This window comes from Ramlibacter agri (genome assembly GCF_012927085.1).
Classification (GTDB): Bacteria; Pseudomonadota; Gammaproteobacteria; order Burkholderiales; family Burkholderiaceae_C; genus Ramlibacter; species Ramlibacter agri.
On record NZ_JABBFX010000004.1, the window covers coordinates 249,714 to 276,010 of the forward strand.

The following is a 26,297-nucleotide window of genomic DNA, read 5'->3' on the forward strand; positions in this document are numbered from 1 at the left end:
TGCTTTGTACGGACCATTGGGAGGATGCCAGTTGAGAAGGGCGTCGTCCAATTTGTGTCGGATTGTTGCAACGGCCTTTCGGAGGAGGCGGCGGAGGGCGAAATTTCCCTGTGAACTTCCGGCTTCCCGAGGCCTCCTACAATGCTTGGCCTCCGCCTCCCCGCCTGCATGAACGCCCCCCTCGACGTCTCCTTCTTCGCCCGCGCCGCCAAGCCGATCACCAGCTACCGCAAGTACTGGGCGCATCGCTTCGGCCCCGCGCCCTTCCTGCCCACGAGCCGGAAGGAGATGGAAGCGCTCGGCTGGGACAGCTGCGACGTGGTCCTGGTCACCGGCGACGCCTACGTGGACCACCCCAGCTTCGGCATGGCGGTGATCGGCCGGGTGCTGGAGGCGCAGGGCTTCCGCGTGGGCATCGTCGCCCAGCCGGACTGGCAGAGCGCCGAGCCCTTCAAGGCGCTGGGCAAGCCCAACCTGTTCTGGGGCGTGACCGCCGGGAACATGGACTCGATGATCAACCGCTACACGGCGGACCGGAAGCTGCGCAGCGACGATGCGTACACGCCGGGCGACGTGGGCGGCAAGCGGCCCGACCGGGCGGCCATCGTGTACAGCCAGCGCTGCCGCGAGGCCTACAAGGACGTGCCCATCATCCTGGGCGGCATCGAAGGTTCGCTCCGCCGCATCGCCCACTACGACTACTGGTCGGAGAAGGTGCGCCAGAGCATGGTCCTGGACAGCAAGTGCGACCTGCTGCTGTATGGCAATGCCGAACGGGCCATCGTCGAAATCGCGCACCGGCTCGCCGCCAAGGAGCCGGTGGCGCAGATCACCGACGTGCGCGGCACCGCCTTCTTCCGCCGCGAGACGCCGGAAGGCTGGTTCGAGGTCGACTCCACCAGCGTCGACACGCCCGGCCGCGTGGAAGACCACGTCAACCCCTACATGACGATCGCGGAGCAGGCGAAGGCCCAGGGCCAGTCCTGCGCGAAGGAGGAGGGCGACGCCGCGCCGCAGACGCTGCAGTTCGTGCCCAATCCGCGCGTCAAGCTCAATCGCGAGCGCACGGTCATCCGCCTGCCGTCCTTCGAGGCGGTGAAGGCCGATCCCGTGCTGTATGCCCACGCCAATCGCGTGCTGCACCTGGAAACGAACCCGGGCAATGCGCGCGCGCTGGTGCAGGCGCACGGCGAGCGCGACGTCTGGCTGACCCCGCCGCCGATTCCGCTGACGACGGCGGAGATGGACCACGTGTTCGGCCTGCCGTACGCGCGGGGGCCGCACCCGTCGTATGGCGACGCGAAGATCCCGGCCTGGGAGATGATCCGCTTCAGCGTGAACATCATGCGCGGCTGCTTCGGCGGCTGCACCTTCTGCTCGATCACCGAGCACGAGGGCCGCATCATCCAGAGCCGCAGCGAGGATTCGATCATCCACGAGGTGGAGGAGATCCGCGACAAGGTGAAGGGCTTCACCGGCGTCATCTCCGACCTCGGCGGCCCCACGGCCAACATGTACCGCATCGGCTGCAAGTCGCCCGAGATCGAGGCCGCCTGCCGCAAGCCCAGCTGCGTGTACCCGGGCATCTGCCAGAACCTGAACACGGACCACGGTCCGCTGGTCAAGATCTACCGCCGCGCTCGCGCGCTGAAGGGCATCAAGAAGATCCTGATCGGATCCGGCCTGCGCTACGACCTGGCCGTGCAGTCGCCCGAGTACGTGAAGGAGCTGGTGCAGCACCACGTGGGCGGCTACCTGAAGATCGCCCCCGAGCACACCGAGCAGGGCCCGCTGTCCAAGATGATGAAGCCGGGCGTGGGCAGCTATGACCGCTTCAAGCAGATGTTCGAGAAGTTCTCGGCGGAGGCGGGCAAGGAGCAATACCTGATCCCGTACTTCATCGCCGCCCACCCGGGCACCAGCGACGAGGACATGATGAACCTGGCCGTGTGGCTGAAGCGCAATGGCTTCCGCGCCGACCAGGTGCAGGCCTTCTACCCGAGCCCCATGGCCACGGCCACGGCCATGTACCACTCGGGCAAGAACACGCTGCGCAAGGTGACGCGCGACAGCGAGACCGTGGACATCGTGCGCGGCGAGCGGCGGCGGCGCCTGCACAAGGCCTTCCTGCGCTACCACGACCCGAACAACTGGCCGATGCTGCGCGAGGCGCTGAAGGCCATGGGCCGCGCCGACCTGATCGGCAACGGCAAGCACCACCTGATCCCGACCTACCAGCCGATCACCGACGGCAGCTATGCCAGCCCGCGCCGGAAGAATTCGACCGGCGCGCCGGCCAAGGGGCGCGTGCTGACGCAGCACACCGGCCTGCCGCCGCGGGTGACGGGCAGCGCGAAGCCGTCGCGCAACAAGGCCAAGTAAACCCGGATGGCGGGCGCCCGGCGCCCGCGGCTACCCTGCACGGAATTTCCGGACAGGAGACGTGCCATGCGGAAGCGATCCCTGGTTGCGCTGCTCGCGGTGGGCAGCGCCGCCTTTGCGCAGGCCCAGAGCAATTGGCCCACGCGGCCCATCACGCTGGTCGTGCCCTTCGCCGCCGGCGGCCCCACCGACGTCGTGGCGCGCACGCTGGGCGCGTCCATGCAGAAGACGCTCGGGCAGAGCATCCTGGTGGAGAACAAGCTGGGCGCCGGCGGCACGATAGCCGCGGCCTACGTGGCCAAGGCGGCGCCGGACGGCTACACCTTCTTCATCCACCACAACGGCATGGCGACCTCGCCGGCGCTGTACCGCAAGCTGTCCTTCGACCCGCTGAACGACTTCGAATTCGTCAGCCAGGCGGTGGAAGTGCCCATGACCTTGCTGGCGCGCAAGGACTTCCCGGCCAACAACTTCACCGAGCTGCTGGCCTACTTGAAGGCGAACCAGGACAAGGTGAACCTCGCCAACGCCGGTCTTGGCGCGGTGTCGCAGCTGTGCGGAATGATGTTCCAGCGTGCCGTGGGCGTGCAGCTGACCGAGGTTCCCTTTTCGGGCACGGCGCCCGCGATGAACGCGCTGCTGGGCGGCCAGGTGGACCTGCTCTGCGACCAGACCACGCAGACCGTTCCCTACATCAACGCGAACCGCGTGAAGTTCTTCGGCGTGACCACGGCCAAGCGCATCAAGGTGCTGCCCAATGCGCCGACCTTGGCGGAGCAGGGCTTGAAGGACTTCGAGGTCGTCGTCTGGCACGGCATCTACGCGCCCAAGGGCACGCCCAGGCCCATCCTCGAGAAGGTGAACGCCGCGGTGCGCACGGCGCTGAAGGACCCGGACGTGGTCAAGCGCATGGACGACCTCGGCGCGGAGATCGTGGGTGAGAACAAGCTCACCCCCGACAGCCTGCACGTCTGGCTGAAGTCCGAGATCGACCGCTGGGGGCCGATCATCAAGGCCGGCGGGAAATTCGCCGATTGATGGCGGCTAGCCGCGCAGCGGCAGGTCGATGAACGACGCGTTCGCGCCGCCCAGCGTGAACTCGAGGGACGGCGGCCGTCCCGGCGTGACCTGCGCGAAGTGGTCGGCGTCGGCCCCGGCAATCGCGACGCGCAGGCGGCTGCCGGCCTGCAGCGTCCACGACACGGGCAGCAGCGCGAAGCGCACCGTTTCCGGCACGCCGGGCTGCATGTGCCTCGCGTCCTCGCGGCGGAAGCTGCGCCACGGCCAGGTGGCCTGATAGCCCGCCGGCGGCTGGCCCTCGGTGCGATGCAGCAGCCGCAGCAGGCCCTCGGTGATGAACCACGAGCGGCCGTCGGCATCGACCTCCGACAGGTAAACGAACAGGCCCGCATCGTGCTCGGAGGTCGACACGTGCAGCTGCACGGTCGCATGGCCCGTGAGTTCGGTGTCTCGCGCGAACGGCGCGGTCGCGAAGCTGAGCATCCGCTCCTCGCGCCCGTTCCAGTCCTTGTAGTAGTCGACCACCGGCAGCGCGCCGAGCCGCTCGAAGCGGCTGTTGCGGCCGGTCGCCGTGGTGAAGCTCGCCTGGTAGGCCGCGACCGCGGTTTCGCCGGGCGCCTGCGACGCCAACACGCCATCCGCCGCGAGGAACATGCGCGTGTTCGCCGGGTGCGGCGGCCAGCTGGTGGCGGCCTGCCACTTCTCGCCGCGCACCGTGTGGAAGTGCACTGGCGCCTCGTCGCGCAAGCCGGTGTCCATGCCGGCCAGGTGCTCGTCGAAGAAGCGCAGGATCTCGGCCAGGACCGGGAACTCGGGCAGCGGCCGGCTGTCGCGGAACGGCGAGCCGTTGGTGCGCGCGCCGTGGTCCCAGGGACCGAGCAGCAGGCGGTTGTCCGCGCCGGGGTTGCTCAGGAAGCGGGCGATCGAGCCATTGGCGAACGCGCTGCCGTCGTACCAGCCGGAGATCGACAGGACGTTCACCTGGCCCGGCATGTCGCCGAGATACCAGTACGGGCTGAAGGCGCCGCTGTGCAGCGCGGGATCGTGCGACGCCGCGCCTTCGCGGAACGCGAACTCGGGCGCCAGGTCGCGCATCTTGAAGCTGTCGGCATGGCCGGCGATCGCGGCGGCGAGCAGCTTGCCACCGGTGTCCTCGTCCACCGGCGCGGGGCCTGCGTAGCGCTTGTCGTTGAAGTACGGATACGGGGCGAGCATGTCGCGCTTGTCCTGGTCCAGCGCCTCGACGAGTTCGTCGTAGTTCTCCGTCACCGTGGTGCACTTGATGCCGCCGGGGAACACGTGGTCGGTGTAGGTGTCGTGCACCGCGCAGATCGGGGCGATGGCCTTGACCGCGGGATGCCCGGTGCTGGCGAGGAAGCACGCGGCGGCGCCCAGGTACGAGATGCCCGTGGAGCCGATCACGCCGCTGGACCAGGGCTGCGCCACGATCCAGTCGGCGATCTCGCGGTGGTCGTCGCGCTCGCGCGGCGAGCGGAAGCAGTCCCGCGTGCCGAAGCTGGCGCCGCAGCCGCGCACGTCCACCGTCACCAGCGCGTAGCCGCGCGGCACGAACATGTCGCGGTAGATGGCGATGTTGGGCGCGGGCTCGGCGCCGGGCCCCGTCACCTGGAAGCGCCGGTAGTAGGGCGTGAGGATCACGATGGCCGGCACGCGCTGCGGGCGCGGCGCGCCTTCCGGCAGGTACACGTCCACCGCGAGGCGCACGCCGTCGCGCATGGTCACGTAGCAGGCGGCGGGCGCACCGATGCCGTACGGCGCGGGCCGTTGATGCAGGTAGCGGGAGGGCGGGAGTTGCCAGGCTTGGCCGAGGTCGTCGCGATCGGGCATAGGTAGGGAGAGGGGCTGCCGTTAAACTGCAATGCCGCTGCATTGTGCCAGCCAGGTCTTTCCATCCCACCAGAGAACCGCCCCCCATGCCCAGTACGCGCCGCCATCTCCTCGGCTCCCTTGCTTCGTTCGCGCTCGCCGGCAGCGCGCTGCCCGCGCTGGCCGAGGACTACCCGGCGCGGCCGATCCGCCTGGTGATTCCGCAGGCGCCGGGTTCCGGCGCCGATGTGGTGGGCCGCATGCTGTCCGACTTCATGGCCAAGGACCTGAAGGTCCCGGTGGTGGTGGACAACAAGCCCGGCGCCAACGGCATCATCGCGTCGCAACTGGTGCAGCGCGAGCCGGCGGACGGCTACACGCTGCTGCTGACGAGCGTGTCGCTGGTGAGCTTCAACCAGTTCCTGTACAAGAGCGTGCCGTACGACCCGCTGAAGGACTTCACCTTCGTCGCGCCGGTGGCGGACGCCGGCTTCGTGCTGGTGGCGAGCAACGCCAGCGGCATCAAGTCCTTCGCCGACATGGTGGCGAAGGCCAGGGCGCGGCCCGACGCGCTCACGTTCTCCAGCGCCGGGCTCGGCAACTCGACGCACCTCTATTCCGAGATGATCGCGCTGCGCACCGGCATCAAGCTGCGCCACATCCCCTACAAGAGCTCCGGCCCGGCGCTGATGGCCGTGGTGGCCGGCGAAGCCGACCTCATGACGGTGACCACCGCCACGGGCCTCGCGCAGATCAAGGCCGGCAAGGTGGTCGGCCTCGCGCAGTCCGGCGAGGTGCGCTCGCCGCAACTGCCCGACCTGCCGCTGCTGAAGGAGCTGGCGCCGGACGTGCCGGCGCTGCCTGGCTGGTATGCGCTGGTCGCGCCGGCGAAGATGGACCCCAAGGTGACGCAGAAGGTCGCGGCCTCGGTGAACCACTTCCTGGCGGATCCGCAAACCCGCCAGATGCTGGTCAACCAGTTCCTGTTCCCCATCCCCGGCACGCCGGCGGACATCCAGCGGCGCGCGGAGAACGAGGCGCGGATCTGGGGCGGGCTGATCCGCGACCTGAAGATCCAGATCGAGTAGGGAACGGCGGCGGCTACAGGGGCAGACCGACGTAGTTCTCGGCCAGCGCCGTCGACGCCGCCGTCGAATTCACCAGGTAGTCCAGCTCCGCCTCCTGCACCTTCTGGCCGAAGCCTTCGGTGTCCGGGAAGCGGTGCATCAGGTTCGTGAGCCACCAGGAGAAGCGCTCGGCCTTCCACACCCGGCGCAGGCAGCGCTGCGAATAGGTGTCGATGCCGGCGTCGCTCTTTTCCTGGAAGTGCTCGATCAGGGCGCCCGCCAGGTACTTCACGTCGGTGGCGGCCAGGTTCAGGCCCTTGGCGCCGGTAGGCGGCACGATGTGGGCGGCGTCGCCGGCCAGGAACAGGCGGCCGAAGCGCATCGGCTCGGCGACGAAGCTGCGCAGCGGCGCGATGCTCTTCTCGATGCTGGGGCCGGTGACGATCTTCTCGGCCAGCTCCGGGTCCAGGCGGCGGCGCAGCTCGTCCCAGAAGCGCTGGTCGCTCCAGTCCTCCACCTTGTCGTCCAGCGGGCACTGCACGTAGTAGCGGCTGCGCATGAGGCTGCGCATCGAGCACAGCGAGAAGCCGCGCGGGCTGTTGCCATAGACGATGGCGTGCGGCGAGACCGGCGGCGTGTCCGACAGCACGCCCAGCCAGCCGAAGGGGTAGACGCGCTCGTACTCAGTGATCTTGTCCTTGACGGTGGCGCGGCTGACGCCGTGGAAGCCATCGCAGCCGGCGATGAAGTCGCACGCGATCTCGTGGGTGGCGCCGTCCTTCTGGTAGCGCACCACGGGCTTGCCGCCCTCGAAGTCGTGGATGCTGACATTGGCGGCCTGGTAGATGGTCGTCAGGCCGGCGGCCTGGCGCGCGTCCATCAGGTCGTGCGTCAGTTCGGTCTGGCCGTAGGCCGTCACCACCTTGCCGCCGGTGAGCTTGTCGATCTCGATCGGGTGGCGGCTGCCGCCGAACACCAGTTCGATGCTGTGGTGGACGACGCCTTCGCGGTCCAGGCGCGCGTTCACGCCGCACTCGCGCAGCAGGTCCACGGTGACCTGCTCGAGGATGCCGGCGCGGATGCGGCCCAGCACGTAGTCGCCGGTCTGGCGCTCGAGGATGATGTTGTCGATGCCGGCCTTGTGCAGCAGCTGGCCGAGCAGCAGGCCCGAGGGGCCGGCGCCGATGATGGCGACCTGGGTACGCATGGACTGTCTCCTTCTTGGGCGCCAGCATAGGCCGCGCCGGAGGCCGCGCCCAGGGGAGGGCGCGCATGCTTGTGCGATCATTGCACCCGTTGCGCGATCATCGCGCACCACGCCCATGACGCCATGACCATCGCGAACGTTGATTTCATCGCCGGCATCGCCAAGGGCATGGCGGTGCTGGAAAGCTTCGACACCGAGCGCCAGCGCCTGAACGCCACGCTGGCCGCGCAGCGCGCCGGCCTGACGCGCGCCGCCGCCCGCCGCCACCTGCTGACCCTGGCCCACCTGGGCTACCTGGAAACCGACGGCAGCTATTTCTGGCTGGCGCCCAAGGTGCTGCGCTTTTCCGGCAGCTACCTGGCCTCGGCGCGGCTGCCGCGGGTGATCCAGCCCACCTTGAACCGGCTGGCCGCGCAGACCGGCGAATCCTTTTCCGCCGTGGTGCTGGATGGCGAACAGGTGGTGATCATCGCCCGCAGCGGCCACCACCGCATGCTGGCCTACGGCCTGCACCTGGGCGCGCGGCTGCCGGCGCACGCCACGTCCACCGGCCGGGTGCTGCTGGCGGCCAAGACCAGGGCGGACTTCAATGCCTGGATGAAGGGCCGCGAGCTCGCGCGGCTGACGGCCCACACCCAGGTCGACCCCAAGCGCTTCCGCGCGCTGATCGAAGAGGTGCGGCAACAGGACTGGTGCGTGGCCAGCGAAGAGCACGAACTGAGCGTGCATGCGCTGGCCGTGCCGCTGCGGAACATGGAAGGCCGCACGGTGGCGGCGCTGAACGTGGTCGCGCCGCCGCAGAGGCTGGAGGCGAGGGTGCTGCAGAAGGACCTGCTGCCCTTGCTGCTGGAGGCGGCGCGGGAGTTGCGGCCGCTGCTCTGACCCCGCGGATTCGGAATAAGCTCACAACGAGATATTCGTTGTGGTTTTATACAGCGCTCCCCACAATCCAGCTTCAACCCCGTCAAGAGGAAGAAAGATGGCCAGTCTGCGTCTGGGCGATACCGCGCCCGATTTCACCCAGGATTCCACCCAAGGCCCGATCCGGTTCCACGAATGGGCCGGCGGCAAGTGGGTCGTGCTGTTCTCGCATCCCGCCGATTTCACCCCGGTCTGCACGACCGAGCTGGGCAAGACCGCGGCGCTGACGACCGAGTTCGCCAGGCGCGGCGTCAAACCGATCGCCGTGAGCGTCGACCCCGTCGACTCCCACAAGGCCTGGGTCAACGACATCAACGAGACGCAGAACACCACGGTCGATTTCCCGATCCTGGCCGACGCCGACCGCAAGGTGGCCACGCTGTACGACATGATCCACCCGAACTCGCTGGCCAACGCCACGGTGCGCAGCGTGTTCATCATCGACCCGAAGCACACGATCCGGACGACGCTGACCTACCCGGCCTCCACCGGCCGCAACTTCGACGAGATCCTTCGCGTCATCGACTCCTTGCAGCTGACTGACAGCCACAAGGTCGCCACGCCGGCCAACTGGAAGGACGGCGACGAGGTCGTGATCATCCCCGCCATCCAGGATCCCAAGGAGCTGGCCGAGCGTTTCCCCAAGGGTTTCCGGGCCGTTCGACCCTACCTGCGCCTGACCCCCCAGCCGAATAAATAAAATCGCGCCCTGATGAAATCCGCCAAGCTCCTTTTCGCCGCCCTGGCCCTGGCCGCCAGCGGCCTCGCCTCCGCGCAGACGCAGTCCCTGCTGAACGTCTCCTACGACGTCGCGCGCGAGTTCTACAAGGACGTCAACGCCGCCTTCGTGCCCTTCTACAAGAAGACCACGGGCAAGGACGTGAAGATCGAGCAGTCGCACGCCGGCTCCAGCGCGCAGGCGCGCGCCGTGGCCGACGGCCTGGACGCCGACGTGGTGACCATGAACACCACGACCGACATCGACTTCCTGGCCGACAAGGGCGTCGTGGCCAAGGACTGGCAGAAGCGCTTCCCGCACAACGCGGCGCCGACCACGTCCACCATGCTGTTCCTGGTGCGCAACGGCAACCCGAAGGGCATCAAGGACTGGGACGACCTGGTCAAGCCCGGCGTGCAGGTCGTGGTGGTGAACCCCAAGACCGGCGGCAACGGCCGCTACGCCTACCTGGCCGCCTGGGGCTACGTCAAGAAGAAGGGCGGCACCGACGCCCAGGCCGCGGAATTCGTCGGCAAGCTGTACAAGAACGTGCCGGTGCTGGCCCGCGGCGGCCGCGACGCCACCAGCGCCTTCCTGCAGCGCAATACGGGCGACGTGCTGATCACGTTCGAGTCCGAGGTCGAATCGGTCAACCAGGAATTCGGCGCGAACAAGGTGGACGTGGTCTATCCCTCGATCAGCATCGTGGCCGAGAACCCGGTTGCCGTCGTCGAGCGTACGGTGGCGAAGAAGGGCACGGCGGACCTCGCCAAGGCCTACCTGAACTTCCTGTACTCCGACGAGGGCCAGGAAATCGCGGCCAAGCACTACATCCGCCCGACCAGCGAAGCCGTGCTGAAGAAGTATCCGAAGTTCAAGCAGATCAAGCTGTTCACGGTGCAGGAGCTGTTCGGCTCGCTGGCCGAGGCGCAGAAGGTCCACTTCAACGACGGCGGCCAGTTCGACAAGATCTACACCGTCAAGTAAGCCGACATCCATGAGTGGCGCCCTCTCGGCGCCGCTGCCGGGCACGGCAGCGGCGCCTTCGTCTTCCCGGGGTGGCAGCAGGAAGGTGCTGCCCGGGTTCAACCTGACCCTCGGCTACACGCTGCTGTACCTGGGGCTCATCGTCCTGATCCCGCTGTCTGCGCTGGTCCTGAAGACCTTCACCCTCAGCTGGGACCAGTTCTGGGCCGCCGTCAGCTCGCCGCGCGTGCTGGCCTCCTACCGCCTGACCTTCGGCGCTTCCTTCATCGCAGCCTGCGTCAACGTGGTGTTCGGCCTGCTGGTCGCCTGGGTGCTGGTGCGCTACTCCTTTCCCGGCAAGCGCATCGTCGATGCGCTGGTGGACCTTCCGTTCGCGCTGCCGACCGCGGTGGCCGGCATCTCACTGACCGCGCTGCTGGCCGGCAACGGCTGGATCGGCCAGTACCTGGAGCCGCTGGGGATCAAGCTCGCCTTCAACCCGAACGGCGTGGTGATCGCGCTGATCTTCATCGGCCTGCCCTTCGTGGTGCGCACGGTGCAGCCGGTGCTGGAGGAGTCCGAGAAGGAGCTGGAAGAGGCCGCCATGTGCCTGGGCGCGACCCGCTTGCAGACTTTCACCAAGGTGATCCTGCCTTCGATCATGCCGGCCCTGCTGACCGGCTTTGCCATGGCGTTCGCCCGTGCGATCGGTGAGTACGGCTCGGTGATCTTCATCGCCGGCAACATGCCCATGGTGTCCGAGATCACGCCGCTGATCATCATCGGCAAGCTGGAGCAGTACGACTACGCCGGCGCCACCGCCGTGGCCACCGTCATGCTCATGTTCTCGTTCGTGCTGCTGCTGGTGATCAATGCGCTGCAGGCCTGGCAGCGCAAGCGCTCGGGAGGCATCAAATGAGCGCCACCGACCTCACGCGCAAGCGCATCACCACCACCGAAGCGCCCTGGGTGCGGGCGGTGCTGATCGGCATCGCCTTGCTGTTCCTGCTGCTGTTCCTGGTGCTGCCGCTGGCGGCGGTTGCCACCGAGGCGCTGCGCCAGGGCCTGGGCGCCTACTTCGATGCGTTGAAGGAGCCGGACGCCTGGGCCGCCATCCGGCTGACGCTGCTCACCGCGGCCATCGCCGTGCCGCTGAACCTGGTGTTCGGCGTGGCCGCGGCCTGGTGCATCGCCAAGTACGAGTTCCGCGGCAAGGCCTTCCTGACGACGCTGGTGGACCTGCCGTTCTCGGTGTCGCCCGTGGTCGCCGGCCTGATCTACGTGCTGGTGTTCGGCGCCCAGGGCTGGTTCGGCCCCTGGCTGTCCGACCACAACATCAAGATCATCTTCGCCGTGCCGGGCATCGTGCTGGCCACCGTGTTCGTGACCTTCCCCTTCATCGCGCGCGAGCTGATCCCGCTGATGCAGGCGCAGGGCAACGACGAGGAGCAGGCGGCCATCGTGCTGGGCGCCACCGGCTGGCAGACCTTCTGGCACGTGACGCTGCCCAACATCAAGTGGGGCCTGATCTACGGCGTGATCCTCTGCAACGCGCGCGCCATGGGCGAGTTCGGCGCGGTGTCGGTCGTCTCCGGCCACATCCGCGGCCAGACCAACACCATGCCGCTGCACGTGGAGATCCTCTACAACGAATACCAGTCGGTGGCGGCGTTTGCCGTCGCTTCCCTGCTGGCCCTGCTGGCCCTGGTCACGCTGGTGATCAAGTCGCTGGCCGAATGGAAGCAGGAACGCGACCTGAAGGCGGCCAATGAAGCGCCGCCCGAGCGCCCGATGGCGCTGGAGAAAACTGCATGAGCATCGAGATCCGCAACGTCTCCAAGAATTTCGGCGACTTCAAGGCGCTGCGCGACGTCAGCCTGAACATCGATTCGGGCGAGCTGGTCGCGCTGCTGGGCCCCTCGGGCTGTGGCAAGACGACCCTGCTGCGCATCATCGCCGGCCTGGAGACCGCCGACCGCGGCAGCATCCTGTTCGCGGGCGAGGACACCACCGACGTGCACGTGCGCGAACGCCAGGTCGGCTTCGTGTTCCAGCACTACGCGCTGTTCCGCCACATGACGGTGTTCGAGAACGTCGCCTTCGGCCTGCGCGTGAAGCCGCGTTCGCAGCGCCCCAGCGAAGCGCAGATCAAGCAGAAGGTGCACGAGCTGCTGAACCTGGTGCAGCTCGATTGGCTGGCCGACCGCTTCCCCTCGCAGCTGTCCGGCGGCCAGCGCCAGCGCATCGCGCTGGCCCGCGCCTTGGCCGTGGAGCCCAAGGTGCTGCTGCTGGACGAGCCCTTCGGCGCGCTGGACGCGAAGGTGCGCAAGGAACTGCGCCGCTGGCTGCGCCGCCTGCACGACGACCTGCACGTCACTTCCATCTTCGTCACGCACGACCAGGAAGAGGCGCTGGAAGTGGCCGACCGCGTGGTGCTGATGAACGCCGGCAACATCGAGCAGGTCGGCTCGCCGCAGGAGGTCTGGGACCATCCGGCCAGCCCCTTCGTCTACGGCTTCCTGGGCGACGTCAACCTGTTCCACGGCCGCGCCCACGAGGGCGAGGTGCTGCTGGACGGCTTGCAGCTGTCCTCGCCGGAACACGCCGACGCGCAGAACCAGAAGGCCTACGCCTACGTGCGCCCGCACGACCTGGACGTCGAGCGCTATTCGCCGGGCGCGGGCGTGGACGCCGCCGGTCGGCCGCGCGGCATCGTTGCGCAGCTGGCCCGGGCGATCGTGGTCGGTCCGGTCGCCAGGCTGGAACTAATTCCGGTCGACGACAACAAACCTGTGGAAAATGCGGCACCGGAGTCCGTGATCGAGGCGCAGATCCCTGCGCAGCAGTTCAACGAGATGGGCTTTCGGGAGGGCGAGACGCTGGTGGTGACGCCGCGCCGGGCCCGTGTCTTCGTGGAGAACGCGAGCTGAACCCGGGAGCCACCGGCCGGCCCGCTGTTGGGGGAATGAACGGATGGTCCTGAACTGGTTCGATACCGCGCCGCGGCGCGTCCTGGCCCTGGTGGCCCTGGCCTGCGTGGCCATGCTGGCCTTCGGGCTCTACCTGCAGCACGTGGTGGGGCTGGAGCCTTGCCCGATGTGCATCGTGCAGCGCTATGCGCTGGTGCTGGTGGCCCTCGTGGCCGGCGTCGCGGCTTCCTTCAAGGGCCGCGCCGTGCACGTCACGGGCAGCCTGCTGGCCGTGCTGGCCGCGGGCTTCGGCGCCTTCGTCGCCGCCCGCCAGAGCTTCCTGCAGTGGTACCCGCCCGAGACGGCGTCCTGCGGCCGCGACTTCTACGGGATGATCGAGACCTTCCCGCTGAAGCGCGCGATTCCCATGATCTTCCGCGGCGGCGGCGACTGCACCAAGGTCGACTGGACCTTCCTCGGCGGCTCGATCGCCAACTGGTCGTTCGTGTGCTTCGTCGTGCTGGGGGTGATCCTGCTGGTGCTGGCGGGTCGCCGGCTGCGTGGCGGCGCGCGCCGCCACGCCTTCGCCTGAGTCACAGGCCGGACGGATAGGTCTCGGCCGGTTCGCCGGCGTGCCACTCCGGTTCGGCCACCAGCGGCTCCAGCGCCCGCGTGGCGTCGATGTGGAGCAGGGCGTCGAACTGCGCCGGCAGGCGCGCGTGGAAGTAGTGGCTCAGGCGCTCGCTGTGCGGCAGGTAGATCACGCCGATCGCCCGCTGCAGCCGGCGTTCCTGCAGCAGCTGCGCCAGCGCCGCGTCGCCGCGCAGGTCCAGCCAGAAGCGCTCTTCCTCGGTCTGGTGGAACAGGTCCTCGAAGCTGCCCGGCAAGCCGGGGCGCACGCGCTTGCGCTCCGCCATCGCGTCCCATTCCGAAGCGGCCGTCACCGTGCCGTGGTGCGTGCTGAAGCCCACGAGGCAAGCAGCGTCGCCCCAGCGGTCGCGCGCGAGCTGGCCCACGTTCCATTCGCCCATGTCGCCCATCTCGGTGGCGCTGGCGTCGCCCAGGTGCGAGTTGTGCGCCCACACCACCATCTTCGGCCCGGTGCCGCGCTGCTGCAGGTGCTTCTCCAGGGCCTGCAAGGTCTCCACCATGTGGTTGTCCCGCAGGTTCCAGGACGAGACGCGGCCCCGGAACATGGTGCGGTAGTACTCCTCGGCGTTGCGCACCAGGCGCGCGTTCTGCTGCGCGTAGAAGACGTCGTCGCCGTCCTGGCTGCCGGCCAGCTGCGCCGCGGCACGCTGGTTCAATTCACGCAGCTGCGTGACCGCCTCGTCCTCGCAGCTCGCCTGCAGCCCGTAGCTCGCGGCGTAGCCGTAGGCCTGCGAGTCCTCGCCGAAGTGGTCGAAGCAGCCGTAGCGCGCGCGGGCGCGCCGCGCGGCCTCCGGGTCGGTGCGATCCAGGTAGTCCAGCACCGCGTGCATGGAGCTGTACAGGCTGTACAGGTCCATGCCGTAGAAGCCCGCCTGGCGCGAAGGGGGCAGGGCGCGGTTGTGCTCGCGCAGCCATTCGACGAAATCGCGGACCACGGTGTTGCGCCACATCCAGGTGGGAAAGCGCTCGAAGCCGCCGAGGGCCGCCGCCGCATCGGTGTCGTCCGAGAGGCCTCGCACGTAGCGGTTCACCCGCCAGGCGTCGGGCCAGTCGGCCTCCACCGCGACGGCGTTGAAGCCATGGTGGGTGATGAGACGGCGGGTCAGGTCCGCCCGCTCGGCGTAGAACTCGTGGGTACCGTGCGAGGCCTCGCCCAGCAGGGCCAGGCGGGCGGCCGAAATGCGATCGACCAGCACGTTGTCGTCGGCGGCGGAGGCGGACGGGAGCAGGGGGCGGAGATGGGGGCGGAGTTTCTCGAGCAGCGCGGCATCGGCGCGCAGATTGCTGGTGGTCATGCGGTACTTCCAGGGGACGCCAGGGCAGCGGCCGGCAGGTCCTGCCGGGCGGCGTCGAGCAGGTGGCGCACCTCCTCGTCGCTGGTCTGCGGGAAAGCGCGGTACCAGAGGCCGACCGCGCGGAAAGGAATGGGTTGCGCCGGGCAGACGACTTCGTCGGCTTCCGCGCGCAGGTCTTCGACCGTCTCGGGCGCCCCCACCGGCACGGCGATGCAGGTCCAGGCGGGCTTCTGCTGCCGCACGGCGCGCGCAGCGGCACGCATCGTCGAGCCGGTGGCCAGGCCATCGTCGACCAAGACCAGCACGCGGTTGGAGAGCGCCAGCGGCGACGCGTCGCCGCGGTAAAGCAGTTCGCGCCGCTGCAGTTCTTCCTGTTCGCGCCGCGCGATGCGTTCCACGTCCTCCCGTTTCACGTAGCGTTCGGCGTCGGGGTTCATCACGCGGATGCCGCCGCTGGCGATGGCGCCCATGGCGTATTCCTCGTGGCCCGGATGCCCCAGCTTGCGCACGATCAGCACGTCCAGCGGCGCGCCCAGTTCGCGCGCCACTTCGTAGCCCACCGGCACGCCGCCACGCGGCAGGGCCAGCACCAGCAGGCCGGCGCGGCCGCGCAGGTGCTCCAGCGCAAGCGCCAGCACGCGGCCCGCTTCCTCGCGGTCGGTGTAGGGCAGGCGCGGCGCTTCGCTCATACCAGGTGTTCGGTCCGCAGCAGGTGGCGGCTGAACCATGCCGCGGCCAGGTCGGCCACTTCTTCCAGCGTGCCCGGCTCCTCGAACAGGTGCGTGGCATCCGCCACGACGGACAGGCGCTTGGGGCACTGCAGGCGCTCGAGCGCTTCCTCGTTGAGGTGCAGCGCTTCGCGGTCGTCGCCACCGACGATCAGCAGCGTGGGCGCGGTGACGGCGCCCAGCGCCGCCGGGCCCGCCAGATCGGGACGGCCGCCGCGCGACACCACGGCCGCCACGCGGTGGCCCAGGTGGGCGGCGGCGATCAGCGCCGCGGCGCTGCCGGTGCTCGCGCCGAAGTAACCCATGGGCAGGCCGCGCACGGCGTTTTGCGTGGACGCCCAGGTCGTCGCGTCTTCCATGCGGCGGGTGAGCAGCGCGATGTCGAAGCGATGCTGCCGCGTGCGCAGGTCCACCTCTTCTTCCTGCACCGTGAGCAGGTCGAACAGCAATGTGGCGATGCCGGCCTGCTGCAGGCGGCGCGCCACCAGGCGGTTGCGCGCGCTGTGGCGGCCGCTGCCGCTGCCGTGCGCGAACAGCACGAGCCCGATGAACTCGGCCGGCAGGCCCAGGTCGCCCTGCAGCCACGCGCCGGCGGAGGGGATGCGGACTTCCTGCAGCGGCGTGGCGTGATGCGCGGTGGCCATGGCTTCTCCTCCTGCAAGCTAGGGGGCGCCTCGCCTCGGCGGTGTCGGAATCGTGCCCGGCCGCTGTAGGACGCCCAGCGTGCCAGGACAAAGATAGTCCTCTGCCCGGGCTTTGTCACCGGCAGCTCTACGCGTGCAGGGGAAGGGGCTGCTGCCGAGCAGCCCCGGGTCAGCGGAAGCTCAGGCGAGCTTCTTGACGAAGACCATGCTCTTGCGGTCCCAGTTGTACTTGCGCTTGCGCGCATCGGGCAGCCACTCGGGGTCGACCTGCACGAAGCCGCGCTTCAGGAACCAGTGCATCGTGCGCGTGGTGAGCACGAAGATGCTGTCCAGCCCCATGGCGCGGGCGCGCTGTTCCACGCGCCGCAGGATCTTCTCGCCATCGCCCTGGCCCTGGCTTTGCGGCGACACGGTCAGCGCGGCCATCTCGCCAGTGCGCGCTTCCGGGTAGGGGTAGAGCGCCGCGCAGGCGAAGATCACGCCGTCGTGGTCGATGATCGAGTAGTTCGCGATGTCGCGCTCGATCTCGGTGCGGTCCCGCTTGACCAGCGTGCCGTCCTTCTCGAAGGGTTCGATCAGCTGCAGGATGCCGCCCACGTCGTCGGCGGTCGCTTCGCGCAGTTCCTCCAGCTTCTCGTCCACCACCATCGTGCCGATGCCGTCGTGCATGTACACCTCCAGCAGCAGCGAGCCGTCGACGGCGAACGGGATGACGTGGCTGCGCTCGACGCCGGCCTCGCAGGCCTTCACGCAGTGCTGCAGGTAGAAGCCGATGTCGCTCGGGTTCTGCGCCGGCGGCAGGCTGGCCAGCAGCTGCTTGGCGGCGGCCAGCGGCAGCTCGGTGTCGATCGGGTTGTCCTCGCTCTCCGGCTCCAGCGGCTGGATGCGCACGCCGGGGACTTCGGCCAGGAACAGCAGCTTGTCGGCCTGCAGCGCGATGGCGACGCTGGTCGCGACTTCTTCCATCGTCAGGTTGAAAGCCTCGCCGGTGGGCGAGAAGCCGAAGGGCGACAGCAGCACCATGGCCCCGAAGTCCAGGGTGCGCTTGATGCCGGCGCCGTCCACCTTGCGCACCAGGCCCGAATGCCGGAAGTCGATGCCGTCCAGGATGCCGACCGGCCGCGCCGTGATGAAGTTGCCGGAGATCACACGCACGGTGGACCCCGCCATCGGCGTGTTGGGCAGGCCCTGGCTGAAGGCCGCTTCGATTTCGTAGCGCAGCTGGCCGGCGGCTTCCTGCGCGGCGTCCAGCGCCACTTCGTCGGTGATGCGCATGCCGTGCGAGTAGCGCGCGGGATGGCCCTTGACCTTCAGCTGCTCGTTCACCTGCGGCCGGAAGCCGTGCACCAGCACCACCTTCACGCCCATGCTCTGGATCAGCGCCAGGTCCTGGGCGATGGCCTGCAGCTTGCCCGCGGCCACGGCCTCCCCGGTGATGCCCACCACGAAGGTCTTGCCGCGGTGCATGTGGATGTAGGGCGCCACCGAGCGGAACCAGGGCACGAAGGTGAAGTTGAAGATCGCGGACATTGACGGTCTGGAAGGCTCGGGAGAGGCAAAGACGCGACAGTGTATAAGCCCAGCCCGTCCTTTGCGCTATCGTGGCGGGATGGACGCGTTGGCGGCGGGTTTCTGGGGTGCATTCTTCGGCACGGCGGCATTGATGCTGCTGGTGTCGCTGGCCGCCTATGTCCGCTCGCACCGCCGGGTGGCGCTGATGGCCGGCCTCTCCGCGCTGATGTCGGCCGCCTTCGCCATCGCCTACCTCGGCTTCCTGCCGCTGGAGCCCGGCCCCGAGGCGCGCGTGCTGGCCCATGTGGCCATGGGCGTGGCCAGCGTCCTGGCCCTGATGCTGCTGTCCATGCTGGGCCTGCTGCGCCAGGGCGCGCGGGCGCAGCGCGCATTCGCCGGCCTGGGCGGTTTCGCGCTGGCGGTGATCGTTGTGGGCTGGCTGCTGCGGCCGGAACAGGCGCTCGCGCTCAGCTCGCTGGCCGCGCTGGGCGTGGGCCTGCTGATGATGCTGGTGGCGGTCCGCAGTGCCATGCGCGGCGACCGCCTGGCCTGGGGCAGCGTCACCGGCGTGGGCTGCATGCTGGTGGCGCTGGCCGGCCTGAGCTGGATCGCCCTGAACCGCAGCACGCCCTGGCCCGTGCACGCAATCAGTGCGCTGGCCGGCATGGCCTATCTCTCGGTGATGGCCGCTGCGTTGTGGGCGCGCTACTCCTACCTGCTCGAACTGGCGGAGGTGATGGCGCACGGTCCCAGTTACGACCCGGTCACGCGCATGCGCTCGCACAGCGAGACCGGGCAGATGGTGGGCGATTTCTTCTTCCGCCGCGAAGGCAGCGCGACCCGGCCGGTGGGCGTCATCGCCGTGTGCATCGCCAACCTGTATGCGCTGGAGAACTTGCACGGGCGGGCGGCGTTCAACCATGCGCTGTTCGTCTGCGCTGGCCGTCTGCGCCGCTGCGTGCCGGCCAACATGGAGATGGGGCGGCTGGGCGAGGACGGCTTCCTGCTGCTGCTGCCCAACCCGTCCGACCTGGAGCGCGTGCAGCAGGTCGCGCGCATCGTGCGCGAGCGGTTGTCGCGGCCGCTGGCCCTGAGCCTCAGCCGCGAGCCCGCGGGCCTGGAGGCGGCGGGCACCCAATGGGCGGCGGAACTGGGCATCGGCGTCCTCAACACCAGCACGCAGGTGCGGCCCTCGCAGGCCATCGCCACGGCGCGCGCGATGGCGCGCACGGCCTGGAGCTACGGCAGCCGGCTGGCGGTGTACGACGCGGAGCAGGGCCGGATCGCCGAACTGCCGTTGCAGCCCGCCAGCGTCGCCTGACGCGGTATTGGCGCCACAACCCGGGGAAGCGCTGCGCCTTTCGGGTATCGTCCGCCCATGGACAGGGTGGCGGCGGGTTTCTGGGGAGCCTTCTTCTGCACGGCGGCGTTGATGCTGCTGATGTCGCTGGCCGCCTTCGTCCAGTCGCACAAGCGGGTCGCCCTCATGGCGGCGCTGACCTCGCTGGTCTCCGCCGCCTTCGTCGTCGCCTACCTCGGCTGGCTGCCGATCGGGCTGGAGGTGGAAGCGCGCGTGCTGGGGCACGTGGCGGTCGTGGCCGCGATCGCGCTGGCCCTGATGCTCATGCTGATGCTGGGCATGCTGCGGCGCGGGGCGGTCAACCAGCGCGCCCTGGTGCCCGTGCTCGCGACCGGCGCGCTGGCGATCGTCGTGGGCTGGCTGCTGGAGCCCACGCAGCAGCTCGCCCTGGGCTCGCTCTACGCGATGACGCTGGCCGCCGCGATGGTCGTGGTGGCGGTGCGCGGCGCCCGCCGCGGCGACCGCGCCGGCTGGGTCGCCAGCGCCGTGCTGGTGCTGGCCATGGTGTCGGTTGCGGGCCTGACGTGGATCGCGCTGAAGCGGCCCGCCGAGTGGCCGGTGCATGCGGTGAGCGCGCTGGCGGCCATCGCCTATCTCTGCATCATCGCCCGCATGTTGTGGGCGCGCTATTCCTACCTGCTGGAGCTGGCCGAAGTCATGCGGCACGGCCCCAGCTACGACCCGGTCACGCGCATGCGTTCGCACAGCGAGACAGGGCAGCTGGTGGGCGACGTGTTCTTCCGCCGCGAAGGCGAGGCCCAGCGGGTGGGCGTGATCGCGATCTGCATCGCCAACCTGTATGCGCTGGAGAACCTGCACGGGCGCGCCGCGTTCAACCACGCGCTGTTCGTCTGCGCCGGGCGGCTGCGGCGTTGCGTGCCGCAGTACGTGGAGATGGGGCGCCTGGGCGAGGACGGCTTCCTGCTGCTGGTGCGCAACGGCGACGACATGAGCCGGGTGGAGCAGCTGGCCCGCACCGTGCGCGAGCGACTGGCGCGGCCGGTGGCGCTCAGCACCAGCCGCGACGCCGCCGGCCTGGACGCGGCCGGCACGACGTGGATCGCCGAGGTCGGCGTCGGCGTGCTGGGCACCACGACCCAGGCACGGCCCTCACAGGCGGTCGGAACGGCCCGCGCCATGGCCCGCACGGCCTGGAGCTACGGCAGCCGGCTGGCCCGCTACGACACCGAAGCCGGGCAGATCGCGGAGCTCCCGCCCGAGGAGCCGCGGGAGCAGCGCGAGGCCGCCTGAAGCGGCTGAATCCTGAGGAGAGCCGGGCCAGCCCATAATTGCGGGCTTTTCCGCTGGTTTCCGCCTTGCCTGCCCCGCTTTCCATCACCTTCCCGGACGCGCTTCCCGTCTCCGCCAAGCGCGCAGAGATCATGGCCGCCATGGCCGCCCACCAGGTCGTCATCGTCTGTGGCGAGACCGGCTCGGGCAAGACCACGCAATTGCCCAAGATCGCGCTGGCCATGGGCCGCGGCAAGCTCAATGCGCCCGCCGGCAAGGGCAAGCTGATCGGCCACACGCAGCCGCGGCGGATCGCCGCCTCCAGCGTGGCCAAGCGCATCGCGCAGGAGCTGCAGACGCCGCTGGGCGAGGTGGTCGGCTTCAAGGTGCGCTTCCAGGACCGGCTGGCCAAGGACGCCTCGGTCAAGCTGATGACCGACGGCATCCTGCTGGCCGAGACGCAGTCGGACCCGCTGCTCAGCGCCTACGACACGATCATCATCGACGAGGCGCACGAGCGCAGCCTCAACATCGACTTCCTGCTCGGCTACCTGCGCCAGCTGCTGCCGCGCCGGCCGGACCTGAAGATCGTCGTGACCTCGGCGACCATCGACGCCGAGCGCTTCGCCCAGCACTTCGCTTCGGCTCAAGGCCCTGCGCCCGTGATCTATGTGTCCGGCCGCATGTTCCCGGTGGAACAGCGCTGGAAGCCCTTCGAGGAGTCGCGCGAGTTCGACCTGAACGACGCGATCGCCGAGGGCGTCGACGACCTGTGGCGCGGCAACGCGCCGGGCGACATCCTGGTCTTCCTGCCCGGCGAGCGCGAAATCCGCGAGGCGGCCGACCACCTGCGCAAGCACCTCGCGCACGACCCGCTGACGCGCAACGCGGAGGTGCTGCCGCTGTTCGCGCGCCTGTCGCAGGCGGAACAGGACCGCATCTTCGACAGCCACAGCGGCCGGCGCATCGTGCTGGCCACCAACGTGGCCGAGACCTCGCTGACGGTGCCGGGCATCCGCTACGTCATCGACACCGGCACCGCGCGCGTGAAGCGCTACTCCTTCCGCAGCAAGGTGGAACAGCTGCTGGTGGAACCCGTCAGCCAGGCCGCGGCCAACCAGCGCGCCGGCCGCTGCGGCCGGGTGGCCAACGGCATCTGCATCCGGCTGTACGACGAGAAGGACTTCACCGGCCGGCCGCGCTTCACCGACCCCGAGATCCTGCGCTCCTCTCTGGCGGGCGTGATCCTGCGCATGAAGTCGTTGCACCTGGGCGTGGTGGAGGACTTTCCCTTCATCGACGCGCCGTCGCGGCGCGCCATCGCGGACGGCTACGACCTGCTGAACGAGCTGGGCGCGGTGGACGACAACAACGAGCTGACACCCATGGGCGGCGAACTGGCGCGCCTGCCGCTGGACCCGCGCGTGGGCCGCATGATCCTGGAAGCGCGCCAGCGCGGCGCGGTGCAGGAAGTGCTGGTGATCGCGTCGGCGCTGTCCTTGCAGGACGTGCGCGACCGGCCGCTGGAAATGCAGGCCCAGGCCGACCAGCAGCACGCCAAGTTCGACGACGAGAAGAGCGAGTTCTCGGGTTACCTGAGGCTGTGGCAGTGGCTGGAAGAGTCGCGCGGCGGCCATGGCACGGACCATCGCCTGTCCAACCGGCAGTACGAGCAACTGCTGCGGGCCAACTTCATCAACGTGCGGCGCGTGCGCGAATGGCGCGACGTGCATTCGCAGCTGCTGACGGTCGTCACCGAGCACAAGTGGCGCCTCAACGATCAGCCGGCCAGCTACGAGCAACTGCACAAGTCCATGCTGTCCGGCCTGCTGGGCAACATCGGCTTCAAGCTGGAAGACGACGAGGCCTACCTCGGCGCGCGCGGCATCAAGTTCTACCGCCATCCCGGCGCCCACCTGAAGAAGCGGCCCGGGCGCTGGATCGTCTGCGCGGAGCTGGTGGAGACCACGCGCCTGTTCGGCCGCGGCATCGCCAACATCGACCCGCAGTGGATCGAGGAAGTCGCCGGCCACCTGCTGAAGAAGCAGCTGCTCGACCCGCACTGGGAGAAGAAGGCGGCGGAAGTGGTGGCCCTGGAGCGCGCCACGCTTTACGGCCTGGTGATCTACAGCGGGCGGCGCACGCCCTTCGCCCGCGTCGACCTGCAGGGTGCGCGCGACATTTTCGTGCGCGCCGGGCTGGTGGCCGGCGAATGGGAAACGCGCCTGCCTTTCCTGGCCGCCAACCAGAAGCTGGTGCGGCAGGTGGAGGAGCTGGAACACAAGTCGCGCCGGCAGGACGTGCTGGTGGACGAGGAGCTGATCTACGCCTTCTACGACCAGCAGGTGCCGCGCGACGTGTACAGCGGCCAGACCTTCGAGCGCTGGTACCGCGAGGCGAGCCGCGGCAAGCCGGAACTGCTGAAGCTGACGCGCGAGGAGCTGATGCGGCACGAGGCCGCCGGCATCACCAGCAATGCCTTCCCGAAGGTGGTGAAGCTCGGGGGCGTCGACTGCGCGGCCGCTTACCTGCACGAGCCGGGCGATGCGCGCGACGGCCTGACCGTGACCGTGCCGCTGTTCGTGCTGAACCAGGTCAGCGAGGAGCGGGCCGAGTGGCTGGTGCCCGGCATGCTGAAGGACAAGATCCAGGCGCTGCTGAAAAGCCTGCCGCAGAAGCCGCGTTCGCGCTTCGTGCCGCTGCCGGAATCGGCGGCGCGGCTCGCGGAGGTGATGAACGACCCGGTGCGCTTCGCCCATGGCGGGCTCACCGACGCCTTGCTGAAGCAGGTGCGCGAGGCGACGAGCCTGGACGTGAAGCGCACGGACTTCAAGCTGGACATGTTGCCGGCGCACCTGTTCATGAATCTCCGCGTGGTCGACGAGCACGGCCGCCAGCTGGGCATGGGCCGCAACCTGCCGGCGCTGAAAGCGGAGTGGGGCGCGCAGGCGCGCGGGGCGTTCCAGGCGCTCGCCGGCCTCAAGGTGACGAACAAGCCCGACGCTCCCTCCCCCGCCGGGGCAGGGCAGGGTGGGGGCGCCCGCGCGGCGACGACGTCCTCGCCCGCGAGCCCCCCTCCCAGCCTCCCCCCAGCGGGGGGAGGAGAAAATGCCAGCTATACGAGCTGGACCTTCGGCGAGCTCCCCGAGCTGATGGAAGTGCGCAAGGGCGGCACCTCGCTGGTCGGTTTCCCGGCGCTGATCGACCATCGCGAGGCGGTCGCCATCGAGGTGTTCGACGAGCCCGAGGTCGCGGCGGCGAAGCATCGCGCGGGCCTGCGCCGGCTGTTCGCCCTGCAGCTGCGCGACGCGCTGAAGTACCTGGAAAAGAACATCCCCGACCTGCAGAAGATGGCGGTGGCCTTCATGCCGCTGGGGACGATGGAGGAACTGCGCGACCAGGTCACCGAGGTGGCCCTGGACCGCGCCTTCCTGCTCGACCCGCTGCCGGCGAACGCCGCGGACTTCAAGCGCCGCCTGGACGAGGGCCGCGGCCGGCTGACGCTGATCGCCAACGAGGTGGCGCGGCTCGCTGGCACGATCCTCGTGGAGTACGCGGCCGCCGCGCGCAAGATCAAGGACACGAAGATCCAGCCGGAGGTCACGGCCGATGCCGCGCAGCAACTGCAGCGCCTGGTGCCCAAGCGCTTCCTGGCCGCCACGCCGTGGACGCGGCTGCAGCACCTGCCGCGCTACCTGAAGGCCATCGTGCTGCGGCTGGACAAGCTGCGCGCCGACCCGGCGCGCGACAGCCAGCGCCAGGCCGAAATCAAGCCGCAGGAACAGCGTTACCTGCGCCTGCTCGCCGAACGCAAGGGCGTCATGGACGAGCGCATGGAGGACTTCCGCTGGCTGCTGGAGGAGCTGCGCGTCAGCTTCTTCGCGCAGGAGCTGCGCACCCCGCAGCCTGTGAGTACCAAGCGCCTGGAAAAACTCTGGTCCCAGCTGAATAGTTGATACCTCTTACCCTCTGGCTCCCGCGTGGACGCTGGAGTACAAGAGGGCATGGACCGGCGCGGTTTCATCGAATCCTGCAGTGCGGGCGCCGCGGGGCTCACGCTGGCGGCCAGCTGGCCCGATGCGTGGGCCAACGCCAAGCCCCGGGCCTACGCGCCCGCGCTGCTGGTCACCGATCGCGGCGACCCGCTGCGCGCCGCGGACCTGAAGGAGCAGGCGAATTACGTCTTCCACTATCCCTACCTGGCCACGCCGGTGTTCCTGTTGGACCTGGGGAAAGCCGCGCAGCCGCGTGCGCTGAGCACCGCGGGCCACGAGCCCTACAACTGGCCGGGCGGAGTGGGCAACAAGCGCAGCGTCGTGGCGTTCTCCGCCATCTGCGCGCACCAGCTGGTGTTCCCCACGCGCGAGGTGAGTTTCATCAGCTTCCGCAAGACCCGTGCGCAGCGCGGCGTGCAGGACGCGTTGATCCACTGCTGCGCCGAGCACAGCCAGTACGACCCCGCGCGCGGCGCCGAGGTGCTCGCCGGGCCGGCCCGGCAGCCCTTGTGCGCGGTGCTGCTGTCGTACGACCCGCGGGTGGACAGCCTCACGGCCTATGCCACCCTGGGCGGCGAGCTGTTCGACGAGTTCTTCAAGAAGTACGCGGCCAAGCTGAGCCTGGACGTGGGCTCGAAGGCGCACGATCCGGTCAATGGAAAGACGGTGGTCTATCCGCTGGAGAAGTTCTGCCGGAACCCGATCCAGTGTTAGAGCTTCGCCAGCCGGTCCAGTGCGGTCTGCAAGGTCTCGTCCTTCTTCGCGAAGCAGAAGCGCACCACCCGCTGGTCGAAGCCGTCGCCGTAGAAGGCGGATAGCGGGATCGCCGCCACGCCGATCTCGCTGGTGAGCCACTTGCAGAAGTCCGCTTCCCCCAGGTCGCTGACCTTGGAGATGTCCACGCACTGGAAGTAGCTGCCCTGCGAGGGCAGCAGCTCGAAGCGCGTGCGCGCGAGGCCTTCACGGAACAGGTCGCGCTTGCGCTGGTAGAAGGCGGGCAGTTGCAGGTAGGGCTCGGGCGAGGCCATGTACGAGGCCAGGCCGTACTGCATCGGCGTGTTGACGGTGAACACGTTGAACTGGTGCACCTTGCGGAATTCGGCGGTCAGCGCTGCCGGCGCCGCGACGTAGCCGATCTTCCAGCCGGTCACGTGGTAGGTCTTGCCGAAGCTGGAGACGATCAACGAGCGTGCCGCCAGCCCGGGGAAGCGGGCCGCGCTCTGGTGCTGCTGGCCGTCGAACACCATGTGCTCGTAGACCTCGTCGCTGATCACGAACACGTCGGTCGGCGCCAGCAGGTCCTGCAGCTGCAGCATCTCCTCGCGCGTCCAAACCGTGGCGCTCGGGTTGTGAGGCGAGTTGACCAGGATGGCGCGGGTGCGCGGCGACAGGGCCGCGGCGATCTTGGCGAAGTCCGGCCGGAAACTGTGGGGCACCAGCGGCACCCGCACCACCTTGCCGCCGGCCAGCTCGATGTTGGGCACGTAGCTGTCGTAGCAGGGCTCCAGCACGATCACTTCGTCGCCCGGCTTCACGATGGCCAGGATCGCCGTGATGATGGCCTGCGTGGCGCCGGCGGTGACCGTGATCTCCGAGGCCGGGTCGTACTTGCGGCCATACAGCGTCTCCACCTTGGCGGCGATCGCCTCGCGCAGGACCGGCACGCCCGGCATCGGCGGGTACTGGTTGAGGCCCTTGCGCATGGCCTCGGTGACGCCGTCGACCAGCTTCGGGTCGCAGTCGAAATCCGGGAAGCCCTGGCCCAGGTTGACGGCGTTCTTCTCGGCGGCCAGGGCGGACATCACCGTGAAGATCGTGGTCCCCATCGTGGGGAACTTGGTCTGGATGGCGGGGGTGCGGCTCAT

Annotated in this window: 21 protein-coding genes; 14 read left to right on the forward strand and 7 right to left on the reverse strand. The window is 69.1% G+C overall.

Translation table 11 applies throughout. The features are described from left to right. Positions 1-168 precede the first annotated feature (168 nt). Together HHL11_RS31090 and HHL11_RS31095 are read left to right on the forward strand one after the other, a co-directional pair. Positions 169-2,382: a YgiQ family radical SAM protein gene (locus tag HHL11_RS31090; protein ID WP_169422512.1), complete on the forward strand. Its 2,214-nt coding sequence runs from the start codon at positions 169-171 to the stop codon at positions 2,380-2,382. A 66-nt stretch (positions 2,383-2,448) separates the two neighbouring features. Then, a complete protein-coding gene (locus HHL11_RS31095) occupies positions 2,449-3,420 on the forward strand; it encodes a tripartite tricarboxylate transporter substrate-binding protein (RefSeq protein WP_169422513.1) in 972 nt (323 codons plus the stop codon). Between the two features lie 6 nt (positions 3,421-3,426). On the opposite strand, the gene HHL11_RS31100 is transcribed toward HHL11_RS31095, so the two are convergent. Beyond that, positions 3,427-5,250, reverse strand: a complete 1,824-nt coding sequence (locus HHL11_RS31100) for a CocE/NonD family hydrolase (RefSeq protein ID WP_169422514.1) — start codon at positions 5,248-5,250, stop codon at positions 3,427-3,429. An 86-nt stretch (positions 5,251-5,336) separates the two neighbouring features. Here HHL11_RS31100 and HHL11_RS31105 point away from each other — a divergent pair, with 86 nt between their 5' ends. After that, positions 5,337-6,317 carry a Bug family tripartite tricarboxylate transporter substrate binding protein gene (locus HHL11_RS31105; RefSeq protein WP_169422515.1) on the forward strand — a complete coding sequence of 327 codons (981 nt, stop codon included), beginning with the start codon at positions 5,337-5,339 and terminating at the stop codon, positions 6,315-6,317. Positions 6,318-6,330: 13 nt separating this feature from the next. On the opposite strand, the gene pobA is transcribed toward HHL11_RS31105, so the two are convergent. Beyond that, entirely contained in the window at positions 6,331-7,503 is a 1,173-nt protein-coding gene (pobA, locus tag HHL11_RS31110; protein ID WP_169422516.1) for a 4-hydroxybenzoate 3-monooxygenase, read from the reverse strand. Positions 7,504-7,626: 123 nt separating this feature from the next. Here pobA and HHL11_RS31115 point away from each other — a divergent pair, with 123 nt between their 5' ends. From HHL11_RS31115 to HHL11_RS31145, 7 genes are all read left to right on the forward strand, one after another. Further along, positions 7,627-8,385: an IclR family transcriptional regulator domain-containing protein gene (locus HHL11_RS31115; protein ID WP_169422517.1), complete on the forward strand. Its 759-nt coding sequence runs from the start codon at positions 7,627-7,629 to the stop codon at positions 8,383-8,385. Positions 8,386-8,482: 97 nt separating this feature from the next. Further along, on the forward strand, positions 8,483-9,124 hold the full coding sequence (locus tag HHL11_RS31120; protein ID WP_169422518.1) for a peroxiredoxin: 642 nt from the start codon (positions 8,483-8,485) through the stop codon (positions 9,122-9,124). 12 nt (positions 9,125-9,136) lie between these two features. Continuing rightward, positions 9,137-10,129 (forward strand): sulfate ABC transporter substrate-binding protein, encoded by a 993-nt coding sequence (locus HHL11_RS31125; protein ID WP_169422519.1) that lies wholly within the window; start codon positions 9,137-9,139, stop codon positions 10,127-10,129. Between the two features lie 10 nt (positions 10,130-10,139). After that, entirely contained in the window at positions 10,140-11,027 is an 888-nt protein-coding gene (gene cysT, locus HHL11_RS31130; protein WP_169422520.1) for a sulfate ABC transporter permease subunit CysT, read from the forward strand. Continuing rightward, positions 11,024-11,923 carry a sulfate ABC transporter permease subunit CysW gene (gene cysW / locus HHL11_RS31135; protein ID WP_169422521.1) on the forward strand — a complete coding sequence of 300 codons (900 nt, stop codon included), beginning with the start codon at positions 11,024-11,026 and terminating at the stop codon, positions 11,921-11,923. The genes cysT and cysW overlap by 4 nt, the downstream gene beginning before the upstream one ends. Further along, positions 11,920-13,038, forward strand: a complete 1,119-nt coding sequence (locus tag HHL11_RS31140; protein WP_169422522.1) for a sulfate/molybdate ABC transporter ATP-binding protein — start codon at positions 11,920-11,922, stop codon at positions 13,036-13,038. The genes cysW and HHL11_RS31140 overlap by 4 nt, the downstream gene beginning before the upstream one ends. A gap of 43 nt (positions 13,039-13,081) precedes the next feature. Continuing rightward, on the forward strand, positions 13,082-13,609 hold the full coding sequence (locus HHL11_RS31145; RefSeq protein WP_169422523.1) for a disulfide bond formation protein B: 528 nt from the start codon (positions 13,082-13,084) through the stop codon (positions 13,607-13,609). A 1-nt stretch (position 13,610) separates the two neighbouring features. On the opposite strand, the gene HHL11_RS31150 is transcribed toward HHL11_RS31145, so the two are convergent. From HHL11_RS31150 to argA, 4 genes are all read right to left on the reverse strand, one after another. Further along, complete coding sequence (locus HHL11_RS31150) at positions 13,611-14,963, reverse strand: erythromycin esterase family protein (RefSeq protein WP_169422524.1); 1,353 nt, start codon at positions 14,961-14,963, stop codon at positions 13,611-13,613. Then, positions 14,960-15,652, reverse strand: a complete 693-nt coding sequence (locus tag HHL11_RS31155; RefSeq protein ID WP_169422525.1) for a phosphoribosyltransferase — start codon at positions 15,650-15,652, stop codon at positions 14,960-14,962. The genes HHL11_RS31150 and HHL11_RS31155 overlap by 4 nt, the downstream gene beginning before the upstream one ends. Next, a complete protein-coding gene (locus HHL11_RS31160) occupies positions 15,649-16,335 on the reverse strand; it encodes a dienelactone hydrolase family protein (protein ID WP_169422526.1) in 687 nt (228 codons plus the stop codon). The genes HHL11_RS31155 and HHL11_RS31160 overlap by 4 nt, the downstream gene beginning before the upstream one ends. Positions 16,336-16,515: 180 nt before the next feature. Continuing rightward, positions 16,516-17,865, reverse strand: a complete 1,350-nt coding sequence (gene argA / locus HHL11_RS31165; RefSeq protein ID WP_169422527.1) for an amino-acid N-acetyltransferase — start codon at positions 17,863-17,865, stop codon at positions 16,516-16,518. A gap of 79 nt (positions 17,866-17,944) precedes the next feature. Here argA and HHL11_RS31170 point away from each other — a divergent pair, with 79 nt between their 5' ends. From HHL11_RS31170 to HHL11_RS31185, 4 genes are all read left to right on the forward strand, one after another. Continuing rightward, on the forward strand, positions 17,945-19,168 hold the full coding sequence (locus tag HHL11_RS31170) for a 7TM diverse intracellular signaling domain-containing protein (protein ID WP_169422528.1): 1,224 nt from the start codon (positions 17,945-17,947) through the stop codon (positions 19,166-19,168). A 57-nt stretch (positions 19,169-19,225) separates the two neighbouring features. Continuing rightward, positions 19,226-20,458 (forward strand): GGDEF domain-containing protein, encoded by a 1,233-nt coding sequence (locus HHL11_RS31175; protein WP_169422529.1) that lies wholly within the window; start codon positions 19,226-19,228, stop codon positions 20,456-20,458. 131 nt (positions 20,459-20,589) lie between these two features. After that, positions 20,590-24,393: an ATP-dependent RNA helicase HrpA gene (gene hrpA, locus HHL11_RS31180; RefSeq protein ID WP_240980509.1), complete on the forward strand. Its 3,804-nt coding sequence runs from the start codon at positions 20,590-20,592 to the stop codon at positions 24,391-24,393. 48 nt (positions 24,394-24,441) lie between these two features. After that, the gene (locus HHL11_RS31185) at positions 24,442-25,146 is read left to right on the forward strand and encodes a Rieske (2Fe-2S) protein (protein WP_205964764.1); all 705 of its coding nucleotides are present in this window, start codon (positions 24,442-24,444) and stop codon (positions 25,144-25,146) included. Here the strand turns inward: HHL11_RS31185 and HHL11_RS31190 are convergent. Continuing rightward, the gene (locus HHL11_RS31190; protein WP_169422530.1) at positions 25,143-26,297 is read right to left on the reverse strand and encodes a pyridoxal phosphate-dependent aminotransferase; all 1,155 of its coding nucleotides are present in this window, start codon (positions 26,295-26,297) and stop codon (positions 25,143-25,145) included. The genes HHL11_RS31185 and HHL11_RS31190 overlap by 4 nt on opposite strands.